This is a genomic window from Flavisolibacter ginsenosidimutans, assembly GCF_007970805.1.
GTDB lineage: Bacteria > Bacteroidota > Bacteroidia > Chitinophagales > Chitinophagaceae > Flavisolibacter > Flavisolibacter ginsenosidimutans.
On the sequence record NZ_CP042433.1, the window covers coordinates 569,228 to 584,587 of the forward strand.

Sequence of the window (15,360 nt, forward strand, 5' to 3'; positions counted from 1 at the left end):
CGGATTTTTCTGAACCCGCAAATTTGCGCAACAAAATCTGAATGCCTTGCAAAAGCTTTTCCGACCGGGGCAATCCGTTTAAAATCCTCTAATCTGCGGTTAGTTTTGTACAAATTTTTTTCATGCGACCCGTTATTATCTTTCTCGTGCTTGCCGGTGCTGGCATCATTGCCTGGCTGCTCGTTGTCCGGCCCAAAAATACCCGTCACGACGCACCCTCACAAGAGGCCCTCACCGTTAGCAAACACACCGACAGCTTCAACAACGCTGTTGCCACAACCCTTAACGATTACGGCAAACTCACCGAACAATTTGTGAACTGGGATTCGGCAGGCGTGGCCGCAACAGCGCAGACACTTACGAAAGATTTGGATAACGTAAAGCTGGACGAATTAAAAAAAGACACCTCGGGCATTTACGAAACGGCGCAAGCCTTTGTTGACAATGCGAAGGGCGAACTGCAAACCATTGCTTCTGAAAAGGCCATTCGTCCGCAACGCGAGGCTTTTAATAATTTAACAGACAACCTTCACCAACTTTTAAACACCGTTCGGTACGACCGCGAAAAGCTTTACCTGCAGGAATGCCCGATGGCCTTTGACGACACAAAGCCGGGGCAATGGATCAGCAAGAAAGAAGAAATCCGCAACCCGTACATGGGCTTGCATCATCCAACGTATGGAAAGGGCATGATCACCTGCGGTGAAACGAAGCAAACGATTGACCACACCGGAAAGGAATAGGGGATTGTGAGATCGGTGATTAGGGGTCGGGAATTGGTTTTATTCGATATAATTAATTTTATCCTTGTAATGAAGCAGTTTGGAAAAGCGGGTCTTGGTTTTCTTTTGCTCCTTGCAAGTTTCTTCGTTTCTGCACAAACAAAGTTTACCGTTAACGGTTACGTGAAAGACAGCGCCAGCGGCGAAAGCATTGTTGGCGCAACTGTTGTGATTGACGGTAAATCCGTCGGCAGCAACCAGTACGGATTCTATTCCATCACGCTTGATTCAGGTGAGTACGATTTAACCGTTTCGCACGTTTCTTATCTTTCGCAATCGCAGCGCATTTCGCTTTCGCAAAACCTTCAACAAAATATCTTTCTCCTTCCCAAAGCCGCAGCCTTAAGCGAAGTAATTGTGTATAACCGCCGCCGCGACGTGAATGTGCGGGCCGCACAAATGGGACAGATTGATTTGTCGGTAAATCAAATCAAAAACATTCCGGCTTTTTTGGGCGAGGTGGACATTTTAAAAGCCATCCAACTTTTGCCCGGCGTTCGCAATGCGGGTGAAGGCAACGCAGGTTTTTACGTGAGGGGCGGAGGGCCTGATCAGAACCTCATCATGCTTGACGAAGCAGTAGTGTACAACACCGGTCACTTGTTTGGTTTCTTTTCCATTTTTAATTCCGACGCCATTAAAAATACCTCGCTCATCAAAGGCGGAATGCCCGCACAATACGGCGGCCGCCTTTCTTCTGTACTTGACGTGCAAATGAAAGACGGCAACAGCAACAGGTTTGTCACAGAAGGCGGCATTGGCTTGATTGCTTCGCGATTTTCGGTGCAAGGCCCCATCAAAAAAGACAAGGCTTCGTTTATTGTTTCCGGACGAAGAACCTACGTGGATGCATTGGTAAAACCCTTCATTAAAAAGACGAGCAACTTCTACGGCTCGGGCTATTATTTCTATGATTTGAACGCAAAAATCAATTACCGTTTTTCGGATAAAGACCGTTTGTTTTTGAGCGGCTATTTTGGCCGTGACGTTTTTGCTTTTCACAACGCCAAACTTGAATTTAAAGCCGATATTCCCTGGGGCAATTCAACCGCCACGCTGCGCTGGAATCATGTGTTCAACCGGAAACTGTTTGCCAACACAACTCTCGTTTACAACGATTACAATTTTTCGTTTGGCGCGGCGCAAAACAATTTTCAAATCAAGCTGGCATCGGGTATCCGCGACGGCTCGGGCAAGATAGATTTTGATTATTATCCTTCGGGTGCGCACAAGATCAAATTCGGCGGCCTAGCAACCTATCACAAGTTCACGCCAAACGTAACATCAGGACGGCAGGACAGCATCATTTTCAAGCCAAGCAACGCGGCGGTAAAACACGCTATTGAAAATGCTTTGTATGTGCAGGACGATTGGGATTTGAGCGAGAAACTCAAACTGAATTACGGCTTGCGCTGGAGCTCTTTCACGCAGGTTGGGCCTTACACGAAATACGTGACCGATGCCAATCAGAATAAACTTGACAGTACAGTGTACAGAGACTTTCAACCCGTGAAAACCTACAACGGGTTTGAACCGAGAGCAACGGCACGGTATGCGGTTAATTCAACAACCTCCATCAAAGCATCCGTCACCCGCAACCTGCAATACATTCATTTGGTGAGCAATGCCGGCACGACGCTGCCAACGGATTTGTGGGTACCGAGCACCTTTCGCGTAGCGCCGCAAAAAAGCTGGCAATACGCCGCGGGCTTGTTCAAAAACTTCCGGAACAACGAATACGAAACCTCCGTTGAAGCCTATTACAAAACGATGCAAAACCAAATTGAGTACCGCGAAGGTTACACGCCATCGTTGATTGATCCCGAAGAGGAATTTGTGTTTGGCAAAGGCTGGAGTTATGGCACCGAGTGGTTTGTAAACAAAGTACGCGGACGGTTAACGGGCTGGATTGGTTACACGCTTTCGTGGACCTGGCGCAAGTTTCCGCAATTAAATAACGGCGAAACCTACCCGGCGAAATACGACCGCCGCCACGATCTTTCGGTTGTTGCCACGTACGAGCATAGCAAGAAGTGGAAATTCGGGGCTGTGTTTGTTTTTGCTACCGGCAACGCTACCTCGCTGCCGCAACGTTTTTACATCATCAACGGCGTGCTGACGCAGGAGTACAGCCAAATCAACGCTTATCGTTTGCCTTCTTATCATCGTCTGGATTTGTCGGCTACTTACACGCCGCAACCGAAAAAGCAAAAGCGACTGCAAAGTTTTTGGGTGTTCAGTGTTTACAATGCCTACAGCCGCGCCAATCCATATTTTATTTATTTCAGCCAGGAGGGAAGTGCGTTCAACGGCACACTGAAAGTGCAGGCAAAGCAGGTTTCGCTGTTTCCGGTTTTGCCGAGTGTAACGTGGAATTTCCGGTTTTGATTTTTTATGAACCAAACTTCAGTGCTGCTATTAAGCATTCGTTGCGTCGCACTCTTGTGCTTTAAGTGAGACTATTCAGCAAGTATTGCGGATACAAGTTTAGTTTGATAATCAGCTAAAAGTTGTATAAGGAGTAGCGTATATTAGCGTGTTAGCAGAAATGCTTATTGGTGATTTCTGTAACTTTGAGAATTAAGTTTTATGGCAACATCATTAAATATAGACGACATACTTTCTCAGGTAAAGCAACTTGACAAGCAAGACCAATTAACGCTTCTTCAGCGGATGGCATCTTTGCTGAAGCGAAGGGAGACGAAGAAGGCCTCGTCAACCCGCTTGACGTCACTTTTAGGTATGGGAAGCGAAATTTGGAAGAGTGCGGATAATATCGATAAATACATTGATGAAGAACGGCAATGGTAATTCAGGATTTTGCCTCGAAAACCGTCTTTTTGGACACCGCACCTTTAATTTATTTCATTGAAGGACACAGCGCTTACCAACCAATTCTTACCCGTCTTTTCGACTTCAATGACGTGGGCGGCTTTTCTTTTGTCACTTCTTCGGTGACACTGCTTGAAGTTTTAGTGAAGCCCTTGCGAGAAGGACAAAATGCTATCGCCGAACAATACCGGGATATTCTAACCACAGCTCCAAGCATAGAATTAGTTGATGTTACACCAGCCATCGCTGAACAGGCGGCTCTGTTAAGAGCCAAGTACAATTTAAGAACACCTGACGCCATTCAACTTGCTACTTGTATTGAACTTGGAGCAGACTACTTTTTGACAAACGACAACAGATTAAAAGCAGTCAGCGAAACAACGGTTATTATAGTTGGTGAGTTGCAATAGCACATCTGCCAACATGGTATTTCTGCAATAGCGGCAGAAGAACAAGTGCTGAACAATAGTAATTCTATTAATCTTTAGTGATAAATTTAGACTGACGTAACTCGGACTTCCGCTACTGCAGAAATACCTTCACCGTTAGCCAACATCTCTCAATCCTTTTCGTACATCTTCTTCACCGCAAATCCTAACCTTTCTTAACTTTCGTTTTCTTTATCTCTGCTAAAATTCAACCGCACATGAAAAAATTTTTTCTGCTTGGTGTGAGCCAGCTTTCGCTGCTGTTTTTGTTCGCACAAAAAGAAGGCGACGAAGCCATGATCGCCAAATTCAAAGAAGAAGGCCTTCAGCACTCACAGGTCATGCAACACGCTTTTTATTTGACCGATGTAAGCGGCCCGCGCCTTACCGCTTCGCCGGGTTTTATGAACGCGGCGCAATGGGCCAAAGGCAAACTGGAAAGCTGGGGACTGAAGAACGTAAAAATTGAAAGCTGGGGCGAGTTTGGCAAAGGCTGGCAACAAGAGCGTTGCTACGTGGCCATGACCAAGCCTTATTACGTTCCGTTTGTTGCACAACCCAAAGCATGGACCGGCAGCACACCCGGAAACAAAACGATGAATGCTGATGTGGTTTTAATCAAAGCCACCGATTCGGCGGGATTGCTGCAATACGCCGGCAAACTGAAAGACAAAATCGTGATGCTGTGGAGCAACGATACCTTGAAGAACGGTTTTAAAGCCGATGCGGCCCGCTACACCGACGAAGAACTGGACAAGATGGCCAAGGCCGAACCGCAACAACCCGGTCAGCAAGGCAACCGCTTCCAGGGCAACCCAAGCCTGCGGCAAACTTTCCAGGCACGCATGGCCTTCACCCGTGCTTTAAATAATTTTTACCTGCAGGAAGGCCCGGCTTTGGTGTTGAGCAGCAGCCGCGGAAACGAAGGAACCATCTTTGTGCAAAGCGGCGGACAATACGCCAAAGACGCACCCGAAGCACCGGCCACCGTTGTTTTATCAAGCGATGATTATTTGCGGGTGCAACGTCTTGCAAATGCGGGTATTCCAGTACAAATTGAAGCCGATGTGCGCACGAAATTTTTGACAAAAGATTTGAACGGCTACAACGTTATTGGTGAAATTCCCGGCACCGATCCGAAATTAAAAGACCAGGTAGTAATGCTCGGCGGGCACCTTGATTCGTGGCACAGCGGCACCGGCGCTACTGACAACGCGGCCGGTTGTGCGGTGATGATGGAAGCGATTCGCTTGCTGAAGGCATCGGGCTTTCAGCCTCGCCGCACCATTCGCATAGCCTTGTGGGGCGGCGAAGAAGAAGGCTTGTTTGGTTCAAGGAATTACGTGAAAATGCACGTCGGCGATCCGGCCACGATGCAGTTGCAACCGCTGCAAAGCAAGATTTCGGCTTACTATAATTTGGACAACGGCACAGGAAAAATTCGCGGCGTGTATTTGCAGGGCAACGAACAGGTTCGGCCCATTTTCGCCAAATGGCTGGAGCCGTTTAAAGACCTCGGCGCTTCTACTTTAACCATCAGCAATACCGGAAGTACAGACCACGTTTCTTTCGACGCGGTTGGCGTTCCGGGCTTCCAATTTATTCAGGACGAAATTGAATACGACACAAGAACGCACCACAGCAACATGGATACGTATGATCATCTCGTTCCCGACGATTTGAAACAGGCGGCAACCATCGTCGCAACCTTTGTTTACAACACGTCGCAACGTGACGAAATGATGCCGCGCAAAGAATTGCCAAAGCCCAGGGAAGGGAGACAAGGGTTTTAATGCAGGCAAAATTTTGCAAACAAAAAGGAAGCAGTCGCTTCCTTTTTTTATTACCGGTTTTTACGCGAAACGTTTATAAAAATATCACGTACATCCCGCTTGTTGTTCAACGTGCGGTAAAACTCGTCTAAGAATTTAATCATGCTTTTTCGTTGTGCTTCCGATAGGAGAGCAAAGCCGTTGACGAGACGATAAATGGCTTCTTTCTTATCCGTGAATATTTGTGTGGCAATGGCAACTTCGGCTTCGTTCGCTGGGTGGCCGCGATAAACTCGGTCGGTTACTTTTTCTACGTTAAATTCTTCTTGCGGGAAAGCGTAAGGCGCATTCACCAACCCGCAAAAATCAAAATCGTAAGGCACGGCATAAGGCGCCGACAGCGAATCGTTTCTTGCCTGAATAAGTTTTACGTTGTGCTGATTGAGAACCGACCAATCAAGGTTGCCAATCATGAACTGGAAAATATATAGGAGCGTTGACTGAGCCCTGTCGGTGATCAGAGGCGTTGGCTTTTTTACTTCATAGGGCTTGCAATGATTGCGCTTTGCCAGTGCGTTCAGGTCTTCAATAAAAAACGCATATTGTTCGTCGGCCTTGTCTTTTCTGTTGGTGTCAACGTAGTTTAGTTTTACCAGCCGCACTTTAAAACTCATGTCGGTAAGCAGGTTGTAAATTTTATAAACAAGAAATTCTTTCAATAAAAGTTCCTGCTGGTAATCCCGCGTGTTGCAACTGCAAACCATCTTTAGTTTTTTCAGGCTTGAAAGAGGACCCGAATCCTGCACGTTAAAGTTTATCGTTAGCGAAGGCATGTCGCAATGTTCCCGCCGAAACTCGCCGCGGGCCGCAATTTGAACCGGTTCAATAATCAGTTGCCCGTCTGACCCGATGAATGAAACGGTGGCTGTTTGAAATGCGTCTTTTTTCTTTTTGTGCTTCAATGTTTGAAAGTCGCTTCGCAACGTAAGAGGCAAGATTTGTTCTTCGCTAAAAAAAGCCTTTTGCGTCAGGTGTTGGAACGCCGTGTCCGTTCTTGTTGTTTGTGCAGTCGCAACGCAAAACGGAGCGGTAAAAAGAAAAAGCAAGGTGCAGTGGTAAAGACATTTCATGGCAGAAAGTTTAACCCGGTAAGTAAATTAAACTTTTTGCAGATGTATTCCAACGGCTTTCAGCAAGGTTGAAGAAACCACCGCGAATTTTAACGGCAATCGGCAATCGAGGGTTGGCGATAGCTTATTGCTTGTTGTTCCCTTCGTACCGAAACCGCACCATCGCATTCTTTTGCTCGGTGGAAACGATGCTGACCTGGTAACGTTTATCGCCGTCCTGAATGATCATCAGCGAAGTGTTAGGCGGAATGTCGCCCATGTTTTCGGCCACCATTACCAATGTGTGTTCGGGGCTTGATTCGTCAAGCTGCAATTTGTATTTAATGGGCACGTTCGAAAGGCGCTTGTTGGAAAGAATTAACCGGCCGTCAAGGTAAATGCTCACCGTGTCGTTGTCAATCGTACCGTTGTCGTAGAGGCTGATGTCAATTTCACTGTTGCTGACCGTAATGAGTCTTGTCAGTTCGTTTTTGCGGTCACGGATGGTAACCGGCGTGGGGACAATTTTTGGTTCAACCGTTTTTGGCTTCACCGTCACTTCGTCGGTTTTCTTTTTCTCCGGTTCAATCGCCACGATTTTGTTTTGCGGTTTCTTTACAAGCGGTTCCGTCTTTTTTGGCGTCGTTGTTTTGGCAACGGATGTTTTTGCAGGAGGTTTGGTGATAACAGGTTTTTTGGGCGGTGTTGTTCTTGCGGTTTCGGTTTTTGGCGGAGACGGCGTCAGTTTTTTGTTTCGCAAAAACGGCTCTACATAAAAATCCGAAGTACTGACCTTGCGCAAAAAAACTTTTCCTCCGCCGCAATTGCCGCCGCGTTTTACATCAAAAAATGGATCGGCTTTTTCGTAAGTGCTGGTGTACGTTCCTTCCAAAAACTCTTCCTTGCCTGAACGCGAATAACCCAAGCGGCACTTCATGATGCAAGCCACGGAACCGCCAGCCATTTTCACTTCTACGGTTTTTATTTCCTGCACCAGTGCTGCGTTGGACGCTTTGGTATAATTGCCGGTAAATACGGCTTTGCCATAAAATCGTGTATCAAGATAGGAATATGTGACTCCCGACAAGCCTGCTTTCTTCGTTTGATTTATTTGCACTTCGTATTTGTATTGATCGCCGCCTTCCGTCATAAAATAGCCGCGCCAGATGCCGGTTAAATCCTGTGCAAATGCAGCCGTATAAAAGAGTTGAAAAAACGCGAAGAGAAAAAAGAAAGGAGCGATTTTCTTCATGGTGTGTGAAATTAGCGCATCACCGATTTTCAAATTCGTGGACAAGTGTTCGATTTTGTTAATTTTGGCGCTCTTTATGAATGAACAAATTAAAATTACATTGCCCGACGGCGCCGTGCGTGAAGTGCCAAAAGGCAGCACAGCAGTGGATATTGCCAAATCCATTTCCGAAGGATTGGCACGCAAAGTTTTGGCCGCAGAGATCAACGGTGAAGTGTGGGATGCCACTCGTCCGATTGAAAAAGATGCCACATTGAAATTGTTGACCTGGGATGATAAAGGCGGACAAAGCACGTTTTGGCATTCCTCTGCGCACTTGATGGCCGAGGCCATTGAAAGCATGTTCCCGGGCGTGAAGTTTTGGGTGGGTCCGCCGGTGGACAACGGTTTTTATTACGACGTTGACTTAGGCGACCGGCACATTTCTGATGAAGACTTGCGCAAGCTGGAAGTGAAGATGGCCGAGTTGGCAAAGCAAAACAACACATACGTTCGCAAAGCCATTCCAAAAGCCGAAGCCGTGCAATACTTCACCGAAAAAGGCGACGAATACAAACTCGATCTGTTGCAGAATTTACAGGATGGCGAAATCACGTTTTATACGCAAGGTGGCTTTACCGATTTGTGCCGCGGGCCACACATTCCGGCCACCGGTTTTATTAAAGCCATCAAGCTTACAAACATTGCTGGTGCGTATTGGAAGGGTGATGAAAAAAACAAACAGCTTACCCGCATATACGGTGTTACGTTTCCCTCGGCAAAGCAGTTGGACGAGTATCTGCAATTGCTGGAAGAAGCCAAGAAACGTGACCATCGCAAACTTGGTCGCGAACTGAGCATTTATACAATGGATGACGATGTGGGTCCTGGTTTGATCATGTGGCTGCCAAACGGTACAGTGGTCATTGAAGAACTGGAAAAGCTGGCGAAAGAAACCGAATCGGAAGCCGGCTACAAACGCGTGGTAACGCCGCACATTGCAAAGGAAAGCATGTACCTCACCAGCGGTCACTTGCCGTACTATGCCGACAGCATGTATCCGCCGATGGAAATGGAAGGAGAGAAGTATTATCTCAAGTCCATGAACTGCCCGCACCATCACAAGATTTACGCGGCGCTGCCGAAAAGTTACCGCGATCTTCCGTATCGCATTGCCGAATACGGAACGGTTTACAGGTACGAGCAAAGCGGCGAATTGTTTGGCCTGATGCGGGTGCGCTGCCTGCACATGAACGATGCACACATTTACTGTACAAAGGAGCAATTCGCCAGCGAGTTCCGCGCTGTGAATGAGATGTACATGAAGTATTTTAAAATCTTCGGCATTGACAAATACGTGATGCGGCTCTCGCTGCACTCGCCGGAAAAGCTTGGCGTGAAGTACGTGAACGAGCCGGAACTTTGGAAAGAAACCGAAGAAATGGTGCGCAACGTACTCATTGAATCAAACATTCCTTACGTGGAAGTGCAGGACGAAGCCGCTTTCTACGGCCCTAAGATTGACGTGCAGATTTACAGCGTCATTGGCCGCGAGTTTACGCTGGCAACTAACCAAGTGGATTTTTCGCAAGGAAGAAGCTTTAAGCTGCAATACACCACCGAGGACAATACCACTGAAACGCCGCTGATCATTCACCGAGCCCCGCTGGGTACGCACGAACGTTTCATAGGTTTTTTGTTGGAGCATTATGCAGGCAAATTCCCGACTTGGTTAGCACCTGTGCAAGTAAAGATTTTGCCCATCTCCGACAAGTTTTTAGACTACGCAAAAGATGTTTTGCAAAAATTAAAAAAATGGGATATTCGTGCGGAGATTGACGACCGGAACGAAAAGATTGGAAAGAAGATTCGCGATACGGAATTGCTGAAGATTCCATACATGCTGGTGGTAGGAGAGAAGGAGGCGAACGAAGGAAAAGTTTCGGTTAGACGACAAGGCAAAGGCGATTTGGGCGCAAAGAACGTGGACGAATTTTTGCAGGAAGTGGTGGCTGAAGTGAAAGAGAGAAGAAGCGAGTAGTATTCCCGGACGTACAAGAGTGCGACGCAACGAAAGCTTAATCGTTATTCTGGCCTTTGATCCAAAAAGATTTGAACTTTTTATTTTTAAATACAAAAAGCATCATCAACCCCGTGCTCCGTTTCAGAAACAGGGGTAAACTTTAAAACTCGTAAATGGCATTACCAAACAGGGGCGGTTTTCAGCCCGGTGGATTCAGGGGTCGTTTTGTTCCCCGCAAAGAAGCAGAACACAGAATCAACCATCACATTCGCGTACCCCAGGTACGGCTGGTGGGAGAAAACGTAACGGTGGGCATTTACCCCACGCAAGAAGCGCTGAAAATGGCGCAGGAAAAAGAGCTTGACCTCGTTGAGATTTCTCCGCAAGCCGATCCGCCGGTTTGCCGCATTATAGATTACAACAAATTCCTTTACGACAAGAAGAAGAAGGAAAAGGAAATGAAGGCGAACGCGAAGACGACCGAGATGAAGGAGATTCGCTTTACGCCCAATACCGATGACCACGATTTTGATTTCAAATCAAAGCACGCTGAAAGCTTTTTGAAGGAAGGCAATAAAGTAAAGGCCTATGTGCAATTCAAAGGCCGCGCCATTCAGTTTAAAGACCGTGGCGAATTGCTGCTTTTAAAATTTGCCGACAGGCTGAAAGAAGTGGGCCAATTGGAAAGCATGCCCAAACTGGAAGGCAAGCGCATGTTGGCCATTTTTACCCCGAAAACGGGCAAGAAACCCAAAAATGCGCCAAAGCCGCAGGCGGGCTGACAATGAGCAATTGGCAACAGGCAAAAAGCAGGGCCGTTTTGAATTGCAAATTGTTTATTGCCCATTGCATATTTTTAATATCCTCCGCCGCCAGCGGAGGGTTTTTATTTTAACGCCAGACCTACCAACAATGCGGCGGCTTTGGGCTACATTTGCTCCCTTCAAAACACGTTGAACCCGCAGCATGAAGAACATTCGCAATTTCTGCATTATCGCACACATTGATCACGGCAAAAGCACGCTGGCTGATCGCTTGCTTCAAACCACCAATACCATTTCCGATAGAGACATGATGGACCAGGTGCTTGACGACATGGACCTGGAACGAGAGAAGGGCATTACCATCAAGAGTCATGCGATTCAAATCAATTACAAGCACAAGAACGAGAACTATACGCTTAACCTGATTGATACGCCGGGCCACGTGGACTTCAGCTACGAAGTAAGCCGTGCCCTGGCCGCTTGCGAAGGCGCACTGCTGCTGGTAGATGCAACCCAAGGCATACAGGCGCAAACCATTTCCAATTTGTATTTGGCGATAGAGAATGATTTAGAGATCATTCCCGTTATTAACAAGATTGACATGGACGGCGCCATGATTGAAGAAGTAAAGGACCAGATCATTGAGCTCATTGGCTGCAAGCCCGAAGAAATTTTGCTGGCGAGCGGTCGCACGGGCATTGGCGTTGACGCGATTTTGGAAGCCATCGTTGACCGCATTCCCGCGCCAAAAGGAAAAGAAGACGCACCGCTGCAAGCTCTCATTTTCGACAGCGTGTTCAATAGCTTTCGCGGCATCATTGTTTATTACCGTATTGTAAACGGCGTCATTCGCAAAGGACAAAAAGTAAAATTTGTTTCTACCGGTCAGGAATACGAGGCCGATGAAGTGGGCATTTTAAAACTTGGCTTGCAACCAACAGCCGAGGTAAAGACCGGCGATGTTGGCTACATTATTACCGGCATTAAAAACGCCAAGGAAGTAAAAGTTGGTGATACCATCACTGATGCAGTTAATCCAACGAAGGAAATTATTAAAGGCTTTCAGGAAGTAAAGCCAATGGTTTTTGCAGGAATCTTTCCGGTGAATACGGATGATTTTGAGGAGTTGCGCGAATGCATGGATAAACTGCAATTGAACGATGCATCGCTGACTTTTGAACTGGAAACATCACAAGCTCTGGGCTTTGGTTTTCGCTGCGGCTTTTTGGGCTTGCTGCACATGGAAATCATCCAGGAACGATTGGAGCGGGAGTTTAATCAAACGGTGATTACCACGGTGCCGAACGTAAGTTTTATTGCTTACACGACGAAGGGTGAAAAGATCATTGTGAACAACCCGACCGAAATGCCCGAGCCGGTAAGAACCGACCGCATTGAAGAGCCTTTCATCAAAGCACAAATCATTACCAAACCAGATTATATCGGCAACATCATGACGCTTTGCCTCGGTAAACGCGGCATCCTTATCAATCAAAGCTATTTGACCACAACCCGCGTTGAGCTTATTTTTGAAATGCCGCTAACGGAGATTGTGTTTGATTTTTACGATAAATTAAAATCACAAACACGCGGCTATGCGTCGTTTGATTATCATCCCATTGGCTATCGCGAAGCAGACATTGTGAAGATGGACATCCTGTTGAACAACGAGAAAGTGGATGCCTTGAGTGCCCTCATCCACCGCGGACGTGCGCAGGATTTTGGTCGGAAGCTTTGCGAAAAATTAAAAGAACTCCTGCCGCGCCAACAATTCCAGATAGCCATACAAGCCGCGATCGGTGCAAAGGTTATTGCCCGCGAAAACATCTCCGCCATGCGCAAAGACGTAACCGCAAAATGTTACGGTGGTGACATTAGCCGAAAGCGAAAACTGCTGGAAAAACAAAAAGAAGGCAAGAAGCGGATGCGCCAGATAGGTAGTGTGGAAGTGCCGCAGGAAGCGTTTTTGGCGGTGCTGAAGCTGGATTAATGCCACGAAGCAATCAGCAATCAGCAACGGACAATATGCAATTGGCAAGGGATTGAGACGAATGCAGATGGATTGCACCTAAAAAATTTCAAAGGCGTAAAAATCCGGTACGCTTTTTAAAAACAAAAACAGCAATCAGTGATTGCTGTTTTTGTTTGACTCCAGAAACGGGATTCTGCGTCACCAAAGTTTTTTATCGGCCTAAAGCTCTTGCTTGTTGCTCATCGCCCATTGCTTATTGCCCGGTAGTTCCCTTCTTCACCGGCTTTTTGAGTGCGGGCTTCTCGTCTTTATTGCCCTCATTCTTTTTGTTTTGCTCATCCAGCTTTTGCTGGTTGATGTTGCCTTCTTTATCCAGCAAAGGGTTTTCGTTCGGTGCGTTGCCAAGGAGAGGGTCCTTGCCTTTCATGTCAACCTTTTCGTTGTACACCTTGTCCACGTGCAGCCACTTGCCGTTCTCCCATTTAAATCCTTCGTAATCGCCGTCGGGCACGTAGGTCCAGGCATTTTCGGGCTCGTCATTTTCTGAAATCAGGTGGTCAACCAGAATCATGTTCAGGTCTTCGTCATAGTTCACTGTGGTTGACGCTTCTTTTTTGTATTCGATAGAGTAGCGGTATTGCGGCTTGCGCTGCGGTTTATCGCCGTTGAATGTAAAGTAGCGTTGTGCGCCAAAGATTGGATTGCTCTGCGCATCCAAAGTCAACACGTCAATCCATTTTTTATTCGTGCGGTAACTGTTGCCATCAAAGCCAAACAGCGTGTAGTAATTTTTGCCGTTGTATTGTGTTTTGATGATGTTGTAATACACCGCGCCAATCCAGTTCACCTTTGTGCGGGCAGAGTCAAGCGGGTCGTCGGCAAACTCCGAATAATCACGCAAGGGGATCAACTTTAATGAACCGTCTTTCGTTGGGAATTGGATGGCGCCGCGCTGCCGGCTGTAGGCATAGTCGTTGTCGAAGCTTAATTGCCAGGTAAAAATGCGAAAACTGCTGTCGGGTGCGTACAAATGCGAAACACCTTTTAACGAATCGAAGGGATAATAAAATGAGTTGCGGACCTGAAGGCTGCGAATGAGCGTTTTTATGAAAAGACTGTCTTGTCGCATCCGGTCGGCGGTTTCGGCGTCGGTTAAAAAAGCCTTGGCCATGTGCTTGAGCGAATCTTCTTTTTGCTGCAAGATTTTCGTATCGGAAGGCGTTATCTGCGCAAAGGAAGAAGCCGTAATAAGAAGAAAAAATAAAACGAAGAGGTTTCTCACAACCGGACTTTTTGTTCTGTGCTAAGAACGGCCAAAAAATTTGAATAGTATGCTAAGGGTTGTTTAAAAATACCCGTTTCGGTTTTTATAAAAGGATAAAGTCATTTACTAACCACACGAACAGTAAACCTCAAACTTCGAACCTCCAACCTCCCTTATCTTCGGGCCTGACGATTAGCGAGCCGTGCGATTGCTTTACGTAAAAGGGCTGTATGAAGAATATAAAAATTATCGAGGTGCCGTCGGAGATTGGCGCCGGTACAAGGGGCGCATCGCTGGGCATTGAAGCCATTAAAATTGCCGCCCTCGACTTCATGAGCAACTTCTTTATTCATTTTCCCTGTGAGAAAATTCCGGTTGAAAACAAGCTGCTTTATGAGCCTATTGAGTCGCCGTACGCCAAGCGCATCAAAGGCATTGTTTCCATGTACGAGAAAGTGAGTAAGGCCGTTTACGATACAATCAAATCCGGTTTTTTCCCGGTGGTGTTGAGCGGCGATCACAGCATTTCCGGCGCCACCATCGCAGGCCTAAAGATGGCCAAGCCCAAAAGCAAACTGGGTGTGATTTGGATTGACGCTCACGCTGATTTGCACACGCCGTACACTACGCCATCGGGCAATTTGCACGGAATGCCTTTGGCCATTTCTTTGAACGAAGACAACGAAGAATACGCGGTGCACGAACTGGACGAGGAAACAAAAAAGCACTGGAATTATTTGAAGAACATTGGCAAGATTGCGCCCAAGGTTTTGCCCGAAGACGTGGTTTATATTTCGCTGCGCGATTACGAAAAAGAAGAAAAAGGATTGATTGACAAATACGGCATGAAGGTGATCAGCACCAAAGAATTTCGAACCAAGGGTGCAGAGAATATTGTGCGATCCCTAACCCGTTACTTCAGCGACTGCACCGATATTTATGTTTCGTTTGACGTGGACAGTTTGGATTCCTCGCTTACGAAAGGCACCGGAACGCCGGTAAGCAATGGCTTAAGAGAACGCGAAGCTGAAGATCTCATTAGCAAGTTGATGCAAAACCGCAAGGTCTGTTGCTTTGAAATCACCGAAGTCAATCCCACGTTAGACAAAGAAAATTTAATGGCGGAAATTGCCTTCAATATCTTGCAGCGAAGCGTGAATGTTCTGATGATGAGTTGATGTAA

At 46.8% G+C, this 15,360-nt stretch carries 12 protein-coding genes; 9 read left to right on the forward strand and 3 right to left on the reverse strand.

The genetic code is table 11. The annotated features are described in order from the left end of the window. Positions 1–122: 122 nt before the first annotated feature. From FSB75_RS02225 to FSB75_RS02245, 5 genes are all read left to right on the forward strand, one after another. On the forward strand, positions 123–743 hold the full coding sequence (locus FSB75_RS02225; protein ID WP_146782090.1) for a DUF3347 domain-containing protein: 621 nt from the start codon (positions 123–125) through the stop codon (positions 741–743). Between the two features lie 69 nt (positions 744–812). After that, positions 813–3,170 (forward strand): TonB-dependent receptor, encoded by a 2,358-nt coding sequence (locus FSB75_RS02230; protein ID WP_146782093.1) that lies wholly within the window; start codon positions 813–815, stop codon positions 3,168–3,170. A 201-nt stretch (positions 3,171–3,371) separates the two neighbouring features. Beyond that, positions 3,372–3,593, forward strand: a complete 222-nt coding sequence (locus tag FSB75_RS02235; protein WP_146782096.1) for a hypothetical protein — start codon at positions 3,372–3,374, stop codon at positions 3,591–3,593. Between the two features lie 29 nt (positions 3,594–3,622). Further along, the gene (locus FSB75_RS02240) at positions 3,623–4,024 is read left to right on the forward strand and encodes a type II toxin-antitoxin system VapC family toxin (RefSeq protein ID WP_262711948.1); all 402 of its coding nucleotides are present in this window, start codon (positions 3,623–3,625) and stop codon (positions 4,022–4,024) included. A 236-nt stretch (positions 4,025–4,260) separates the two neighbouring features. Further along, positions 4,261–5,835, forward strand: coding sequence for a M28 family metallopeptidase (locus tag FSB75_RS02245; RefSeq protein ID WP_146782102.1), 1,575 nt, complete (start codon positions 4,261–4,263; stop codon positions 5,833–5,835). 50 nt (positions 5,836–5,885) lie between these two features. Here FSB75_RS02245 and FSB75_RS02250 read toward each other — a convergent pair whose 3' ends face one another. Further along, positions 5,886–6,944, reverse strand: a complete 1,059-nt coding sequence (locus tag FSB75_RS02250) for a hypothetical protein (protein ID WP_146782105.1) — start codon at positions 6,942–6,944, stop codon at positions 5,886–5,888. Between the two features lie 124 nt (positions 6,945–7,068). Further along, on the reverse strand, positions 7,069–8,175 hold the full coding sequence (locus FSB75_RS02255; RefSeq protein WP_146782108.1) for a hypothetical protein: 1,107 nt from the start codon (positions 8,173–8,175) through the stop codon (positions 7,069–7,071). A 76-nt stretch (positions 8,176–8,251) separates the two neighbouring features. Here FSB75_RS02255 and thrS point away from each other — a divergent pair, with 76 nt between their 5' ends. From thrS to lepA, 3 genes are all read left to right on the forward strand, one after another. Beyond that, positions 8,252–10,195 carry a threonine--tRNA ligase gene (thrS, locus tag FSB75_RS02260; RefSeq protein ID WP_146782111.1) on the forward strand — a complete coding sequence of 648 codons (1,944 nt, stop codon included), beginning with the start codon at positions 8,252–8,254 and terminating at the stop codon, positions 10,193–10,195. A gap of 155 nt (positions 10,196–10,350) precedes the next feature. Beyond that, on the forward strand, positions 10,351–10,959 hold the full coding sequence (gene infC, locus FSB75_RS02265) for a translation initiation factor IF-3 (protein ID WP_146782114.1): 609 nt from the start codon (positions 10,351–10,353) through the stop codon (positions 10,957–10,959). 184 nt (positions 10,960–11,143) lie between these two features. Continuing rightward, complete coding sequence (lepA, locus tag FSB75_RS02270; protein ID WP_146782117.1) at positions 11,144–12,931, forward strand: translation elongation factor 4; 1,788 nt, start codon at positions 11,144–11,146, stop codon at positions 12,929–12,931. Positions 12,932–13,166: 235 nt separating this feature from the next. Here lepA and FSB75_RS02275 read toward each other — a convergent pair whose 3' ends face one another. Continuing rightward, complete coding sequence (locus FSB75_RS02275) at positions 13,167–14,195, reverse strand: hypothetical protein (RefSeq protein WP_146782120.1); 1,029 nt, start codon at positions 14,193–14,195, stop codon at positions 13,167–13,169. A gap of 212 nt (positions 14,196–14,407) precedes the next feature. On the opposite strand from FSB75_RS02275, the gene FSB75_RS02280 reads away from it, so the two are divergent. Then, a complete protein-coding gene (locus FSB75_RS02280; protein ID WP_146782124.1) occupies positions 14,408–15,355 on the forward strand; it encodes an arginase in 948 nt (315 codons plus the stop codon). Positions 15,356–15,360: the final 5 nt, after the last annotated feature.